At 57.7% G+C, this 15,577-nt stretch carries 17 protein-coding genes; 8 read left to right on the top strand and 9 right to left on the bottom strand.

The features are described 5' to 3' along the window. Positions 1-10: 10 nt before the first annotated feature. The 7 genes from potI to nfsA all read right to left on the bottom strand — a co-directional run bounded on the left by potI (position 11) and on the right by nfsA (position 6,792). Entirely contained in the window at positions 11-856 is an 846-nt protein-coding gene (gene potI / locus AC3WOK_RS00635) for a putrescine ABC transporter permease PotI (RefSeq protein ID WP_023310934.1), read from the bottom strand. Then, a complete protein-coding gene (potH, locus tag AC3WOK_RS00630; RefSeq protein WP_059310678.1) occupies positions 853-1,806 on the bottom strand; it encodes a putrescine ABC transporter permease PotH in 954 nt (317 codons plus the stop codon). The genes potI and potH overlap by 4 nt, the downstream gene beginning before the upstream one ends. A 10-nt stretch (positions 1,807-1,816) precedes the next feature. Then, complete coding sequence (gene potG / locus AC3WOK_RS00625; protein ID WP_048339039.1) at positions 1,817-2,950, bottom strand: putrescine ABC transporter ATP-binding subunit PotG; 1,134 nt, start codon at positions 2,948-2,950, stop codon at positions 1,817-1,819. Between the two features lie 143 nt (positions 2,951-3,093). Continuing rightward, positions 3,094-4,206 carry a spermidine/putrescine ABC transporter substrate-binding protein PotF gene (gene potF / locus AC3WOK_RS00620; protein WP_047346966.1) on the bottom strand — a complete coding sequence of 371 codons (1,113 nt, stop codon included), beginning with the start codon at positions 4,204-4,206 and terminating at the stop codon, positions 3,094-3,096. Positions 4,207-4,557: 351 nt separating this feature from the next. Then, positions 4,558-5,034, bottom strand: a complete 477-nt coding sequence (locus AC3WOK_RS00615) for a YbjN domain-containing protein (RefSeq protein ID WP_003858385.1) — start codon at positions 5,032-5,034, stop codon at positions 4,558-4,560. Between the two features lie 63 nt (positions 5,035-5,097). Continuing rightward, complete coding sequence (gene rimK / locus AC3WOK_RS00610) at positions 5,098-6,000, bottom strand: 30S ribosomal protein S6--L-glutamate ligase (RefSeq protein ID WP_059310680.1); 903 nt, start codon at positions 5,998-6,000, stop codon at positions 5,098-5,100. 69 nt (positions 6,001-6,069) lie between these two features. After that, positions 6,070-6,792: a nitroreductase NfsA gene (gene nfsA, locus AC3WOK_RS00605; RefSeq protein ID WP_059310681.1), complete on the bottom strand. Its 723-nt coding sequence runs from the start codon at positions 6,790-6,792 to the stop codon at positions 6,070-6,072. A 184-nt stretch (positions 6,793-6,976) separates the two neighbouring features. Here nfsA and AC3WOK_RS00600 point away from each other — a divergent pair, with 184 nt between their 5' ends. Continuing rightward, a complete protein-coding gene (locus AC3WOK_RS00600; protein WP_006809455.1) occupies positions 6,977-7,246 on the top strand; it encodes a GrxA family glutaredoxin in 270 nt (89 codons plus the stop codon). Between the two features lie 30 nt (positions 7,247-7,276). Here the strand turns inward: AC3WOK_RS00600 and AC3WOK_RS00595 are convergent, their stop codons facing one another. Then, entirely contained in the window at positions 7,277-7,651 is a 375-nt protein-coding gene (locus AC3WOK_RS00595; RefSeq protein WP_059310682.1) for an inner membrane protein YbjM, read from the bottom strand. 273 nt (positions 7,652-7,924) lie between these two features. Here AC3WOK_RS00595 and AC3WOK_RS00590 point away from each other — a divergent pair, with 273 nt between their 5' ends. The 5 genes from AC3WOK_RS00590 (at position 7,925) to AC3WOK_RS00570 (ending at position 12,847) form a co-directional block, all read left to right on the top strand. Next, on the top strand, positions 7,925-9,610 hold the full coding sequence (locus AC3WOK_RS00590; RefSeq protein WP_014169303.1) for an aspartate:alanine antiporter: 1,686 nt from the start codon (positions 7,925-7,927) through the stop codon (positions 9,608-9,610). Positions 9,611-9,863: 253 nt separating this feature from the next. After that, positions 9,864-10,202, top strand: coding sequence for a metalloregulator ArsR/SmtB family transcription factor (locus tag AC3WOK_RS00585; RefSeq protein ID WP_063431130.1), 339 nt, complete (start codon positions 9,864-9,866; stop codon positions 10,200-10,202). 22 nt (positions 10,203-10,224) lie between these two features. Continuing rightward, positions 10,225-11,514, top strand: coding sequence for an arsenic transporter (locus AC3WOK_RS00580; RefSeq protein WP_492353749.1), 1,290 nt, complete (start codon positions 10,225-10,227; stop codon positions 11,512-11,514). Between the two features lie 12 nt (positions 11,515-11,526). After that, positions 11,527-11,958, top strand: coding sequence for a glutaredoxin-dependent arsenate reductase (gene arsC, locus AC3WOK_RS00575; RefSeq protein WP_059310685.1), 432 nt, complete (start codon positions 11,527-11,529; stop codon positions 11,956-11,958). A 118-nt stretch (positions 11,959-12,076) separates the two neighbouring features. Beyond that, positions 12,077-12,847, top strand: coding sequence for an SDR family NAD(P)-dependent oxidoreductase (locus AC3WOK_RS00570; protein WP_492353748.1), 771 nt, complete (start codon positions 12,077-12,079; stop codon positions 12,845-12,847). Here AC3WOK_RS00570 and AC3WOK_RS00565 read toward each other — a convergent pair. After that, positions 12,844-13,389, bottom strand: a complete 546-nt coding sequence (locus tag AC3WOK_RS00565; protein ID WP_059310687.1) for a TetR/AcrR family transcriptional regulator — start codon at positions 13,387-13,389, stop codon at positions 12,844-12,846. The two genes, AC3WOK_RS00570 and AC3WOK_RS00565, sit on opposite strands and share 4 nt — an antisense overlap. Positions 13,390-13,470: 81 nt before the next feature. Here AC3WOK_RS00565 and AC3WOK_RS00560 point away from each other — a divergent pair, with 81 nt between their 5' ends. Both AC3WOK_RS00560 and AC3WOK_RS00555 read left to right on the top strand, forming a co-directional pair. Then, positions 13,471-14,685: an MFS transporter gene (locus tag AC3WOK_RS00560; protein WP_492353747.1), complete on the top strand. Its 1,215-nt coding sequence runs from the start codon at positions 13,471-13,473 to the stop codon at positions 14,683-14,685. After that, the gene (locus AC3WOK_RS00555; protein WP_492353746.1) at positions 14,675-15,487 is read left to right on the top strand and encodes a Cof-type HAD-IIB family hydrolase; all 813 of its coding nucleotides are present in this window, start codon (positions 14,675-14,677) and stop codon (positions 15,485-15,487) included. Before AC3WOK_RS00560 ends, AC3WOK_RS00555 begins: the two co-directional genes overlap by 11 nt. The last annotated feature ends 90 nt before the right edge of the window (positions 15,488-15,577 follow it).

Raw genomic sequence — 15,577 nt, 5'->3', positions numbered from 1 at the left:
TTTAAATCCTTCAGCCGCGTCTTGCACGCTGGATATCGCGCACGCGCTGCTTTTCCGCGCGCGCCATCAAATACCAGGCGATAAATCCGACAATTCCGACCACGCCGAGGATGATAGAGGCCAGGGCGTTAATCTCCGGATTCACCCCCATGCGCACGCTGGAGAAGACCAGCATCGGCAGCGTCGTCGCCCCCGGACCGGAGACAAAGCTGGCGATAACCAGATCGTCCAGCGACAGGGTAAACGCCAGCAGCCAGCCGGAGATCACCGCCGGCATAATCATCGGCAGGGTAATGATGAAAAAGACCTTCAGCGGCGTCGCGCCGAGATCCATCGCCGCCTCTTCAATGGAGCGATCCAGCTCGCGCAAGCGCGAGGAGATCACCACCGCGACATACGCGGTACAGAAGGTGACGTGCGCCAGCCAGATGGTGAGCATTCCGCGATCCGCCGGCCAGCCGATGGCGTGCGCCAGGGCCACGAACAGCAGCAGCAGCGCGAGACCGGTGATCACGTCCGGCATGACCAGCGGCGCGGTGATCATAAAGGCGAAGCCGTTCGAACCGCGAAAACGCCCGAAGCGCACCATCACCAGCGCGGCGATCGTGCCCAGCACGGACGCCATTGTGGCCGCCAGCGCCGCAATGGTCAGGCTAAGCCCCACCGCGCTCATCATTGCATCATCGTGGAACAGCTCGCTGTACCAGCGCGTCGACCAGCCCGCCCAGACCGTCACCAATTTGGAGCTGTTGAACGAGTAGATCACCAGCATCAGCATCGGCGCATACAGGAAGGTAAAGCCGATCACGAGGATCGCAATTCGCCACGGGGAGCGCACTACCGGTAAGTTGTTCATCCGTGATCTCCCATCTGTTTCTGCTGATGCTTGTGGAACCACATGATCGGCACGATCAGCAGCAGCAGCATGACAATCGCCACCGCCGACGCCACCGGCCAGTCGCGGTTATTGAAGAACTCCTGCCACAGCACGCGGCCAATCATGATGCTGTCCGGCCCGCCGAGCAGTTCCGGGATCACAAACTCCCCCACCGCCGGAATAAAGACCAGCATTGACCCGGCGATAATCCCGCCTTTGGTCAGCGGGACAATGACGCTGAAGAAGGTTTTTAACGGACGGGCCCCGAGATCGAGCGACGCTTCCACCAGCGAGTAATCAATACGCGTTAGCGCCGTGTAGATCGGCAGCACCATAAACGGCAGATAGGCGTACACAATGCCGATATAGACCGCGAGGTTGGTGTGCAGGATCGTCAGCGGCTGATCGATAACCCCAAGCCACATCAGCACGTTATTCAGCACGCCGTTGTTTTTCAGGATCCCCATCCAGGCGTAAACGCGGATCAGGAACGAGGTCCACGACGGCAGGATCACCAGCAGCAGCAGGATGTTACGCGTAGACGGCTTGCTGTGCGCCACCGCCCACGCCAGCGGGTAGCCCATCACCAGGCAGCAGAGCGTCGAGATCGCCGCCACCTGCAGCGACTGCAGATACGCTTCGAAATAGAGCGGGTCGTCCGTCAGCTGCAGGAAGTTGCCAAGATTAAGCGTCAGCGTCAGTTGCCCGTCGGCCCAGTCCAGCAGGTTGGTATAGGGCGGGATCGCCCGCGCCATTTCCGCCAGGCTTATCTTGAAAACAATCAGGAACGGCAGCAGGAACAGCAGGATCAGCCACACGTACGGCATGGCGATCACCAGCTTGCGGCCGTGTTTCATCTGCATGCGCGTCAGCCAGCTGGCAACGCCGCCCGGTTTGCCTGCGCGGGCTGGAGGTTCAAATGTACTCATTGGCCGCTCCTTATACCGTCAGCACAACGCAACTGTCAGCATCCCAGCACAGGCGCACTTCGTCGCCCCATGTCGGCTGGCCTTTGCGATAGCGATGTTCGTTCTGCAGCTGCGCGCTGAGCATCTGCCCGCTTTTCAGGCGCACGTGGTAGATGGACAGATCGCCCAGATAGGCAATGTGGACCACTTCGCCCACGGCAAAGTTATAGCCATCGGCAGGCGGATCGTCACAGAGCATGATCTTCTCCGGACGCAGCGCCACGTAGACCGGTACGTTATCCACCACGGAGTTATCCGGATCGACCTTTAGCGGATGCTGCAGCCCAGGCGATTCGATAACCAGACCATCCTCCTGACGATCTTTCAGCAGCCCTTCAAAGACGTTAACCGAGCCGATGAACTCCGCGCTGTAGCGGGTGGTCGGGTGCTCATAAATCTCTTCCGGCTCGCCGATCTGCACGAACTTGCCGCGGTTCATGATCGCGATTCGTCCGGCCATGGTCATCGCTTCTTCCTGATCGTGGGTGACCATCACGCAGGTCACGCCCACTCGCTCGAGGATATCCACCACTTCGAGCTGCATACGGTCGCGCAGCTTTTTATCCAGGGCACCCATCGGTTCATCGAGCAGCAGCAGCTTCGGGCGTTTCGCCAGGCTTCTTGCCAGCGCCACGCGCTGCCGCTGGCCGCCAGAGAGCTGGTGCGGCTTACGCTTGGCGAACTCCTGCATGTGCACCAGGCTCAGCATTTCGGCCACGCGCGCGGTAATTTCGGCCTTCGGCAGCTTGTCCTGCTTCAGGCCAAAGGCGATGTTCTGCTCCACCGTCATGTGCGGAAAAAGCGCGTAGGACTGGAACATCATGTTAATGGGGCGCTGATACGGCGGCACGCTGGAGAGATCCACGCCATCGAGCATGATCTGCCCGGCCGTGGGCTGTTCAAAACCGGCCAGCATGCGCAGCAGGGTCGATTTACCGCAGCCAGATGCCCCAAGAAGGGCAAAAATTTCGCCTTTATAGATAGTCAGGCTGACGTCGTCCACGGCATGCTGGCCATCGAAAGATTTGGTGAGGTTACGAATTTCAAGAAGCGGGGTCAGCGCTTTACGGACTTTCGCCTGCGGGCGGGGGATCGCGTCATTCACGGGGTGTTCTCCGGCATAGATCAATACTGGTGCAAACGCACCGTCAGGGTGCGCATCGCCGGACGGCGCTAACGCCTGCCCGGCCTACGGGTTTTGTAGGCCCGGTAAGCGATAGCGCCACCGGGCAACAACACCAAACGCCGTTATTTACCGCTTTTCACCTTGGTCCACGCGCGGGTACGCACGCGGTCAATTTTTGGATCCTGAACTTTCAGGGTGAAGAGCTTGGCGAACACATCCGCTGGCGGATAGATAGCCGGGTTGTTGCGGATTTCTTCGCTCACCAGCGGCACGGAGGCCTTGTTACCGTTCGCGTAGTAAACGTGGTCGCTGATGTGGGCGATCACGTCAGGACGCATCAGGTAGTTGAGGAACTGATAAGCTTCGTCTTTGTTTTTTGCGTCAGCCGGCATCGCGAAGACGTCAAAGAAGGCCAGTGCCCCCTCTTTCGGAATGAAGTAAGACACGTTCACGCCGTTTTTTGCCTCTTTCGCGCGGTTCGCCGCCTGCCACACGTCCCCTGCCCAGCCAATCGCGACGCAGATGTCGCCGTTTGCCAGGTCGTTAATGTACTGAGACGAGTGGAAGTAACGAATGTTTGGACGCAGCTTCAGCAGCAGATCGGTCGCCGGGCCGGTGTAGTCATCAGCCTTGCTGCTGTTCGGATCTTTGCCCAGGTAGTTCAGCACGGTGGCGAAAATCTCTTCCGGCGCATCGAGGAAAGAGACGCCGCAGCTTTTCAGCTTCGCAAGGTTTTCCGGCTTAAGCACCACGTCCCAGCTGTCCAGCTTGACGTCCGGACCTAGCGCCGCTTTCACTTTGTCGACGTTAAAGCCGATACCGGTGGTCGCCCACAGATAAGGCATGGCGTATTTGTTGTCCGGGTCGTGTTTGGCCACCAGCTTCAGAACTTCGGGATCGAGGTTTTTCCAGTTCGGTAACTTGCTCTTATCCAGAGGCTGGAAAACGCCTGCCGTCAGTTGACGCTCCAGGAAGCTTGCGGAAGGCACCACGAGGTCAAACCCGGTGCTGCCCGCCATCAGTTTTCCTTCCAGCACTTCGTTGGAATCGAAAACGTCGTAGACCACTTTAATGCCGGTCTCTTTTTCAAAATTCGCGACCGTGTCCGGCGCAATATAGTCAGACCAGTTGTAAACGTGCAGCGTTTTTTGTTCCGCAGCGAGCGTGCCGGCAGAGACGGCCATCAGAGCACCCGCAACCAGACCCGATAACCATTTTTTATTCAAGGCGATCATATCGTTATTCCTTCTGAAAGCTCGTTAACAAACGAACTAAAACTGTGCAATCTGGAGTTATGCAAAAATCATGCATAGTTTGTCGCTCTGCCCGAAATAAAAAGAAACCTCTTTACCCGGCAGCTTCCGCTCGCTTTTTTAAGCATCGCAAGAATAACTGTAGCCCGTGTCTCCGGCTATAGCCCGGACGAAAAAACGCCTTTTATCAATTTTTTATGCAGGTTATGTCTACGTGATAAGCCGAAACGGCCTTCAGGGAGGTGAAAAATTCTTTAAAGAAAGGTTAAAAGCAGCAGAAAAAATGGCCTTCTGCAGCCGCTATGGCAGCGACTGCGCAAAAGTCAGACAGGCTTAGTGAAGAAAATTGGGAGATGCATCATTATTCTCTGCATCATCTTCCGCGCTATACAGCAGATGATGCGCGTTGGCTTCCATCATGACCATCGAAATTTGCTCTTCGCTCAAGCGCATAAACCAGGCGAACTGCTTGAACGACAGCCCTGCCCCGGAGAATAAAGACTGGCAAACGACCAGTTTTGGCAGATTATCATCCTGTATGTCGAGAAATGCTTTCACCGTCAAAGAACTGGCGTTGATCGCTGACAGGTCGGAGGCCAGCGCCAGCAGCGCCGACGGCTTCACTTCGGCCAGCGCGGAGAAAAGGATCACGTCGTTAATGAGATCGATTTTGGCATCAAAAATACCGTCGAAATTTTGCATATGAGGCAAATGCAGCGCCTGGCAGGAATCACATTCAAAGAACGTAATACCGGCATCATCGAGCCATTGACGTAACGTATCCAGTGTTGGTACGACCTGTAAATCCATCGCTGTGCAGCCTCTCTAGTAAAAACTTTGCATAGGGTACTTAAAAAGTGCGCTGTAATCCATTTAACCACCCGTTTTAAGACAGTATCCCGGCGTGGCGTGGCGCTCGATCCATGCGATCATTTTACCTGCAATATCGACCCCGGTGGTTTTTTCCACGCCTTCCAGCCCCGGAGAAGCATTCACCTCCATGACCAGCGGCCCGCGCGCCGCCCGCAGAAGGTCTACGCCCGCCACGTCCAGCCCCAGCGTTTGCGCCGCTTTCACGGCAATCTCCCGTTCCCGGTCGCTGATATCGGCTACCCGCGCCACGCCGCCGCGGTGAAGGTTAGAGCGGAAGTCGCCCTCTTTTGCCTGGCGCTCAATGGCCGCCACCACTTCGTTACCGACCACGAAGCAGCGAATGTCGCATCCTTTAGCCTCTTCGATGTACTCCTGCACCAGAATGTGGGCGTTCAGCCCCCGGAAGGCATCAATCACGCTTTCCGCCGCCTGCCGCGTTTCCGCCAGCACCACGCCAATGCCCTGCGTGCCTTCTACCAGTTTGATCACTAACGGTGCCCCGCCCACCATGTCGATGAGATCGCTGGTGTCGTCTGGCGAATGGGCAATCCCCGTGACGGGGAGATCGATCCCCTGGCGGGCGAGCAGCTGCAGCGAACGCAGCTTGTCGCGGGCGCGGGAAATGGCGACGGATTCATTGAGCGGATAGCTGCCCAGCATTTCAAACTGGCGCAGCGCGGCGGTGCCGTAATAGGTTATCTGCGAGCCGATGCGGGGGATCACTGCATCAAAGTACGGCAGCTTGCGGCCTTTGTAGTGGATCGACGAGGCGGCCGGGTCGATGTTCATATAGCAGGACATCGGGTCGAGGATCTCAACCTGATGCCCGCGTTTCGCCGCCGCTTCTCGCAGGCGCTTACATGAATAGAGCGTTCCATCCCGGGACAATATGGCAATTTTCACCCTGCACCTCGCTAAAGACATGGAAAAAGCCTGCGTATCATATACGCAGGCAGGCGCAGGATAAATGGACTATCGCGTCGCCCAACCCTGTTTGTGCAGATAATCGAGAATAAACGGGCGATTTTCTTTAATGATGGTGCGGCGAATATGGTCGGTCCAGGTATCGCGACGGTTATTGCTGCCGCGCGTCATGTAGTAGTTCGCCAGCTCTTCGTCATAGTGATTCAGAACCTCCTGGTCAACCGGCTGGTAGTGGTTTTCATGCACCAGCATGGCGGCAGGAATGCGCGGCTTCAGATCCGGGTTATCCGCCGGCCAGCCGAGGCACAGGCCAAACAGCGGCAGCACATGTTTTGGCAGCTTCAGCAGCTCGGTGACGCTTTCAATGTTGTTACGCAGGCCGCCGATATAAACGCCGCCTAACCCCAGCGACTCCGCCGCCGTAAAGGCGTTTTGCGCCATCAGCGCGGTATCCACCACGCCCAGCAGCAGCTGTTCGGCCAGACCCAGTTCGGCCTCAGGACAAATCTGCAGGTGGCGGTTAAAGTCGGCGCAGAACACCCAGAACTCCGCGGCCTGGGCCACGTGCTTTTGACCGCCGGTCAGCGTGACCAGCTGCTCGCGCATGGCCGGGTCGGTAATGCGGATAATCGAGCTGCACTGCAGGAAGCTGGAGCTGGAGGTCGCCCTTGCGCTGTCAATAATCGCGGCACGCTGCGCCTCGGTTATCGGCTCATCGGTGAAATGGCGAATGGAACGGTGGGATGTGAGCAGGTCTATGGTTGGCGTCATCTTGTCTCTCTTTGTCGTGCTTAAACCGTATGGCAGCCAGTATAGGCAATGATTTGCGCGGTGTAATTGGCGAAACATAGCCTTACTGTATCAAAGCGACAGGCGAAACCTTCTTTAATGGCGACAGGTTATCGGGCACTATATGTCTTATTCGCCGTCAGGCTTGTTTTTTGAGGAGAGAGAAATGTTTGCAGTAATTTTTGGTCGTCCAGGGTGCCCTTACTGTGTGCGCGCGAAAGAGCTGGCTGAGAAACTGACTGAAGAGCGCGATGACTTCAACTTCCGCTACGTGGATATCCACGCGGAAGGCATCACCAAAGCGGATCTCGAAAAAACCGTCGGCAAGCCGGTTGAAACCGTACCGCAGATCTTCCTCGATCAGAAACACATCGGCGGTTGCACTGATTTTGAAGCTTACGCCAAAGAGCATCTGGGGCTGTTTGCCGCTCAGTAATGCGAAGACGCCCTCACCCTGAGGGCGTTTTTATTTGGGGTGCCGTCGGTGTCGAATCAGGCTGCGCACAAATAAGTAACAGAGCGCGCCAAGGGCGCACCAGAACACGGCGCTCATCAACCACGCCAGCTCCTGCCAGAAACTCCGCGTTGATATATACAGCAAGCGCATCAGCAGCAGGCACAGCGGTGCGGCCAGCATGGCACCAAGAAGCGGTTTCACCACCTCCCCTTTACGGGAGAGAAAACTGGCCGCGGCGCCCGGCAGCGTGAAAAAGAGCAACCCCAGCTCCGGATGGCCCGAAGCCCTGAATGCCCCTTTCACGTTAAAAGCGAGCGACATGCATACGACCGTGAACAGCAAAAAGCAGCTGATCACCCCCGCCCAGTTTCGTTTAATGTTCAAACTATCCTCCTGACTTATCTCTATCAAATACACATTCGTCGGGTAGACGCCCAGTCAGATAAAGCAATGCGGCAATCCTTGCCAAAGCACGCACAGGGTGATGCGATAATAGGTAGCTGTCAGTAGCTAATGCGATTAAACTACACGCCAGCTAATGTTTTAGGGAATAAAGCAGGAAACAGGGAGCGTTAACGCCTTTCCCTGACCCAGAAAACAGTAGCCCAAAAAGTCCTTTCATTCAACAACTTACTGGTAAACAAGAAGTTAGCCTCCGTGAATATAAACGTCGCAGACTTGTTAAATGGGAATTACATCCTGTTATTATTTGTGGTACTGGCGCTGGGTCTTTGCCTGGGTAAATTGCGCCTGGGTTCAGTTCAACTTGGTAATTCCATTGGCGTTTTAGTCGTCTCCTTATTATTAGGCCAGCAGCACTTCAGCATTAACACGGACGCGCTCAACTTAGGTTTTATGCTGTTTATTTTTTGCGTTGGCGTGGAAGCGGGACCTAACTTTTTTTCAATTTTCTTCCGCGACGGCAAAAATTATCTGATGCTGGCGCTGGTGATGGTCGGCAGCGCGCTGCTGATCGCCTTAGGGCTGGGCAAACTGTTTGGCTGGGATATCGGGTTAACGGCAGGTATGCTGGCAGGCTCCATGACCTCTACCCCCGTACTCGTGGGTGCCGGTGATACCCTGCGCCATTCCGGCATGGCCGGCGCGCAGCTCTCTACCGCCCTCGACCACCTGAGCCTGGGCTATGCCCTGACCTATCTGATTGGTCTGGTGAGCCTGATTGTCGGCGCGCGCTACCTGCCAAAACTGCAGCACCAGGATCTGCAGACCAGCGCCCAGCAAATCGCCCGCGAGCGCGGTCTGGATACCGATTCCAAACGTAAAGTCTATCTCCCGGTGATCCGCGCCTACCGCGTCGGACCGGAGCTGGTGGCATGGGCAGACGGCAAAAACCTGCGCGAGCTGGGGATTTATCGCCAGACGGGCTGCTACATCGAACGTATCCGCCGCAACGGCATTCTGGCGAATCCGGACGGCGACGCGGTGCTGCAGATGGGCGACGACATTGCGCTGGTCGGTTACCCGGACGCCCACGCCCGTCTCGACCCGAGCTTCCGTAACGGCAAAGAGGTGTTCGACCGCGACCTGCTCGACATGCGCATCGTCACCGAAGAGATCGTGGTGAAAAACCATAACGCCGTTGGCCGTCGCCTGGCGCAGCTGAAGCTGACCGACCACGGCTGCTTCCTCAACCGCGTGATCCGCAGCCAGATTGAAATGCCGATCGACGACAACGTCGTACTCAATAAAGGCGACGTGCTCCAGGTCAGCGGCGACGCCCGACGCGTGAAAACCGTTGCCGACCGCATCGGCTTTATCTCCATTCACAGCCAGGTTACCGACCTGCTGGCCTTCTGCGCCTTCTTTATTGTTGGCCTGATGATCGGGATGATCACCTTCCAGTTCAGCAACTTTAGCTTCGGCATCGGTAACGCCGCCGGGCTGCTTTTCGCCGGGATCATGCTGGGTTTCCTGCGAGCGAACCACCCAACCTTCGGCTACATTCCGCAGGGCGCGCTGAACATGGTGAAAGAGTTCGGTCTGATGGTCTTTATGGCGGGAGTTGGCTTAAGCGCCGGCAGCGGCATCGGCCACAGCCTCGGTGCCGTCGGCTGGCAAATGTTGGTTTCCGGACTTATCGTCAGCCTGGTGCCGGTCGTTATTTGCTTCCTGTTCGGCGCCTACGTGCTGCGCATGAACCGCGCCCTGCTCTTCGGGGCGATGATGGGGGCGCGTACCTGTGCACCGGCCATGGAAATCATCAGCGACACCGCGCGCAGCAACATCCCGGCGCTGGGGTATGCGGGAACCTACGCCATCGCGAACGTACTGCTCACGCTGGCGGGTACGCTGATCATCATCATCTGGCCTGGACTCGGATAACTCCTAAGTTTGCGCGTGGTTGAAAAAATTTTCGTTACGCGCAGAACTTTTTTATCAGGGGGCAGTCATAACTAGTGCCACTGCTTTTCTTTGATGTCCCCAATTTGTGGAGCCCATCAACCCCGCCGTTTTGGTTCAAGGTTGATGGGTTTTTTGTTGCCTGAAATTCCCCGCCCTCAAATTTCACCTTCTCTCTTGCCACTAAAACATATATGATTAAACATATATAAAAATCACGCCTGCAGGAAACTCCATGCTCCACCCACTCCAGCTCTTCAAAACCCTCTCCGACGAAACGCGGCTCGCCATCGTCATGCTGCTCCGCGAAGCCGGTGAGCTGTGCGTCTGCGATCTCTGCTCCGCCACCGCCGAATCTCAGCCGAAAGTCTCCCGCCATATGGCGCTGTTGCGCGAATCCGGGCTGGTTATCGATCGTCGCGAGGGCAAATGGGTCCATTACCGTCTCTCTCCCAACATGCCTGCGTGGGCGGCTACCGTTATCGACACCGGCTGGAACTGCCTGCGGGAAGAGACGCGCCTGAAGCTGAAAAACCGACTTCCGGGATCGTGCCAGGAAAAACACATTCACTAAAACAGATATAATGGAGTAGAAGATGTTTCTGGCAGGGGCTATTTTTCTGTTTACGCTGGTACTGGTCATCTGGCAGCCCAAAGGGCTCAGTATCGGCTGGAGCGCCAGCATCGGTGCCGCGCTGGCGCTGGCCAGCGGCGTGATTCACATTAACGATATACCTGTGGTGTGGAATATCGTCTGGAACGCCACGGCAACGTTCATTGCCGTCATCATCATCAGCCTGCTGCTGGATGAGTCCGGTTTTTTCGAGTGGGCAGCGCTGCACGTCGCCCGCTGGGGGAACGGTCGGGGGCGATTGCTGTTTACTTACATCGTGCTGCTGGGCGCAGCCGTGGCGGCGCTGTTTGCCAATGACGGCGCGGCGCTAATCCTGACCCCTATCGTTATCGCCATGCTGCTGGCGCTGGGGTTCAGCAAGCAGGCCACGCTGGCGTTTGTGATGGCGGCAGGCTTTATCGCCGATACCGCCAGCCTGCCGCTGATTGTATCGAACCTGGTCAACATCGTATCGGCAGACTTCTTTAAGCTGGGGTTCAGCGAATACGCCTCGGTGATGATCCCGGTTGATGTCGCCGCGATTGCCGCAACGCTGGTGATGCTGCATCTGTTCTTTCGCAAGGAAATCCCCCCGGAATATGACCTGGCAAAACTCCGTGAGCCCGCTCGGGCCATTCACGACCACCCGACGTTCAGAATGGGCTGGATCGTGCTGCTGCTTCTTCTCGTCGGCTTCTTCGTGCTTGAACCTCTCGGCATTCCGGTCAGCGCCATCGCAACAGCTGGCGCGCTGATTTTATTCGCTGTCGCAAAACGCGGACATGCGATTAACACCGGAAAAGTGCTGCGCGGCGCTCCGTGGCAGATCGTTATCTTCTCGCTGGGGATGTATCTGGTGGTGTACGGCCTGCGCAATGCCGGGCTGACGGAGTATCTCTCAGGCGTACTGGATAGCCTGTCCGGACACGGGCTGTGGGCCACCACGCTGGGTACCGGGTTCATCACCGCGTTCCTGTCATCCATAATGAACAATATGCCCACGGTGCTGATTGGCGCGCTCTCCATTGATGGCAGCACGGCTTCGGGATTGATAAAGGAAGCGATGATTTACGCCAACGTTATTGGCTGCGATCTGGGGCCGAAAATCACGCCCATCGGCAGCCTCGCCACCCTGCTCTGGCTCCACGTGCTGGCGCAGAAAAACATGACGATTACCTGGGGCTACTATTTCCGGACGGGCATCATGATGACGCTGCCGGTCCTGTTTGCGACGCTCGCCGCGCTGGCGCTCCGTCTTTCCTTCACACTGTAATGAGCCACTGATATGAGCCACATCACCATTTACCACAACCCGGCCTGCGGCACCTCGCGCAACACGCTGGAGATGATCCGCAACAGCGGTACGGAGCCAGAGATCGTTCTTTATCTGGAAAACCCGCCGTCGCGCGATAAGCTGACCACACTGATTGCTGAGATGGGGATTTCAGTGCGGGATCTGCTGCGTAAAAACGTGGAGCCCTTTGAACAGCTCGGCCTGGCTGAAGATACGTTCACCGACGACCAGCTTATCGGTTTTATGCTTCAGCACCCGATCCTGATTAACCGTCCGATCGTGGTAACGCCGCTGGGCACGCGCCTGTGCCGTCCGTCTGAAGTCGTCCTCGACATCCTGCCGGACGCGCAAAAAGGGGCGTTTACGAAAGAGGATGGCGAAGCCGTGGTGGACGCCAGCGGGAAAAAAATCTCTCAAAAGTAAGCTATTGATAATGGCACAGTAAGGCTTGCCCGCGGCATATCCCGCCCACTGGCCGGGTTGCATCAGCCGAAACCCGGCACATACTGTTGAAGGTTAGGTCTGGTGAGGGGATGCAGGTATGGGACTTAAAAACAAAACCGCCGTCATCTTCGGCGGCAGCGGCGCTATTGGCAGCGCAGCGGCGCACGCGCTTGCGTGCGAGGGAGCGGATGTCTACCTCGCCGCGCGCAGCCACGCCAGGCTCGAGCCGGTCGCCGACAGCATTCGCGCCGACGGCGGGTCTGCCAGCACGTTTGTTTTCGATGTGCTCAATGCCTCCGCACAGCTCCCCGACCTTGCCCACATTGATATCGTCGTCAACGCCACGGGCTTTATGCACGATCAGGGCAAACGCCTGCAGGCGTTAACGCTCGACGAGTTCAGACAGGGTTTCGACCCTTTCCTGGCAGCATATTTCAACATTGCGAAAGCCGTATCGCCCCGCATGGGCGGCGAGCATGCCGGGACCATAATTACCGTCGTCGCCCCCGCCGCAAACATGACGATGGCGGGCCACCTCGGGCATATCGTTGGCTGCGCGGGAACGGAAGCCTTGACCCGGGCGCTCGCGGCTGAGCTGGGGGCACAAAATATTCGCGTACTCTGCGTGCGTTCGCACGCAATAGCCGACGCGGTGCAGGCGGGTTCGTATGTGGGTGCCATTTTCACCGCCAAGGCGCAGGCGATGGGCATCACGGTCGAGCAGTTTCTTGGCGGTGCCGCGCAAAGCACCCTGAATCATCGCCTGCCGACGCTGGCGCAGGTGGCAGACACCATTGCGTTTCTGGCGTCAGATGCGGCAGGCGCCATGACGGGAACCACCGTCAATATGACCGCGGGTGCAACCTAGCCCTCGCCCGCAATCCTCCCCACCATCGCCCGGATCTCTTCGCGGGTTAAGGGCGCCCGGTCGGTGACGTAGTGCAGCGTCATCCCTTCGATAAACGCGTCCAGCGCACGGGTGGTGACCGGGTCGAACCACTGCTCCAGCGTGGTCTGGCTCATCTTCATCCAGTCCTGCATCACCGTTTTAAGCGCCGCGCTGCGGTGCATAAAGGCGTAAAGCTGATACATCAGCGCCATGTTGTGCGGCGTCGTCACCTGCGAGCTGTGGATCAGCGTGGTGATGGATTCGCACGCCATTTCCGGCCCGTTAACGCCGGCAAAGAAATCCCGATACTGCTGCGACATCTGCCGGGTAAACCACGTGAAGGCCTCCTCCAGCAGCGGTTCCATGCCGTCGAAATAGTAGGTCATCGATCCCAGCGGCACGCCCGCGCAGGTGGCGATTTTACGGTGCGTGACGGCGTGAATCCCGTGCTCGGCAATGGTATCGAGCGTTGCCTGCAGGATCTTCTCCCGGCGATGCGGATCGTTCGGTGGTCTGCTCATAAATTCCTCACGTGGTTTGTGTACAAATGTACACAAACTTGCTAGTGTTGTCGCTATTGTTGTACTTCTGGTGCTACCCCAATGACGCTGACCTCTCCCCGTAAAGCCCTGCAGCTACGCCTGTGGGCGCTGTTTATGTTCTTCTTTATTCCCGGCCTGCTGATGGCCTCCTGGGCCACGCGTACGCCCGCCATTCGCGATATTTTGTCCGTCTCTACCGCTGAGATGGGCATCGTGCTGTTCGGGCTGTCGATAGGCTCGATGAGCGGCATCCTCTGCTCCGCGTGGCTGGTGAAGCGCTTCGGTACGCGGGCGGTGATCCGCACCACCATGTGCTTCGCGGTGGTCGGGATGATCGTGCTGAGCGCCGCGCTGTGGTGTGCGTCGCCGGTTCTGTTTGCCCTGGGGCTGACGGTATTTGGCGGCAGCTTCGGCTCGGCGGAAGTTGCCATCAACGTTGAAGGGGCGGCGGTCGAGCGCGAGATGAACAAAACCGTGCTGCCAATGATGCACGGCTTTTATAGCCTCGGCACGCTGGCCGGTGCCGGCGTGGGCATGGCGCTGACGGCCTCTGGCGTGAGCGCCAACCTGCATATCCTGCTGGCGGCGCTGGTGTGCATCGTTCCGATTCTGACCGGCATCCGGGCCATCCCGGACGGTACCGGCAAAAACTCCGCTGACGAACAGCATTCGGTCGAAAAAGGGCTGCCCTTCTACCGTGATTTCCAGCTGATGCTGATCGGCGTGGTGGTGCTGGCGATGGCGTTCGCAGAAGGGTCCGCCAACGACTGGCTGCCGCTGCTGATGGTGGACGGTCACGGCTTTAGCCCGACCTCCGGCTCGCTGATTTACGCCGGGTTTACGCTGGGGATGACCGTCGGACGCTTCACCGGCGGCTGGTTTATCGACCGCTACAGCCGCGTTGCGGTAGTGCGCGCCAGCGCTCTGCTCGGCGGCTTGGGCATCGCGATGATCATCTTTGTGGATGTGGACTGGATTGCCGGCGTCTCGGTGATCCTCTGGGGGCTGGGCGCGTCGCTCGGCTTCCCGCTGACCATTTCGGCCGCCAGCGACACCGGCCCGGATGCCCCAACGCGCGTCAGCGTGGTGGCGACCACGGGCTATCTCGCCTTCCTGGTCGGACCGCCGCTGCTCGGCTTCCTCGGCGAGCACTACGGGCTGCGTAGCGCCATGCTGGTGGTATTAGGGTTGGTCATCATTGCGGCGCTGGTGGCGCGCGCGGTGGCAAAGCCGGAAACGAATCAAACGACACTGGAGAAGGGATATGAGCGTTAAACTGATCGCCGTCGACATGGATGGCACTTTTCTGAGCGATGCCAAGACCTACAATCGCCCCCGCTTTCTGGCGCAGTACGCCCGCATGAAGGCGCAAGGCATTCGCTTCGTGGTTGCCAGCGGCAACCAGTACTACCAGCTCATCTCCTTTTTCCCGGAGATTGCGCATGAAATCGCGTTCGTCGCCGAAAACGGCGGCTGGGTCGTGAGCGAAGGTGAAGACGTCTTTAACGGTGAACTCTCGAAAGCCCACTTCGACACCGTCGCGAATGTGTTAAGCGACGTGCCGGGGATTGAGATCATCGCCTGCGGAAAAAGCAGCGCATACACGCTGAAATGCTATGACGAGGGCTTTAAGGATATGGCGGCGAAGTACTACCACCGCCTCGAAATGGTCAGCGACTTCGACAACCTGAACGATATTTTCTTTAAGTTCGGGCTCAACGTGTCTGACGATGAAATTCCGCGTATTCAGGCGCTTCTTCACGACAAGCTCAGTGACATCATGGTGCCCGTCACGACCGGTCACGGCAGTATCGATCTGATCATCCCCGGCGTGCATAAAGCCAACGGCCTGCGGATCCTGCAACAGCGCTGGGGCATAGACGACAGCGAAGTGGTGGCCTTCGGCGACAGCGGTAACGACGTGGAGATGCTGCACCAGTCCGGGTTCAGCTTTGCGATGGCGAATGCCAGACCGCATATTAAAGCGGTGGCGCGTTTTGAAGCGCCGCACAATAACGACGAAGGCGTTTTAAACGTGATTGAGAAGGTGTTGAACGGGGAGGCGCCGTTTAACTGACAATGTGCGGTCTGGTGCCCTCACCCTAACCCTCTCCCACAGGGAGAGGGGACTGTCCCGAGCTCGCCCACGGGAGAGGGGATAAACAGA

This window comes from Enterobacter sp. FW301-JW81 (genome assembly GCF_058788735.1).
Note: the sequence above shows the minus strand (reverse complement) of the source record. Positions and strands in the feature narration are given on the sequence as shown.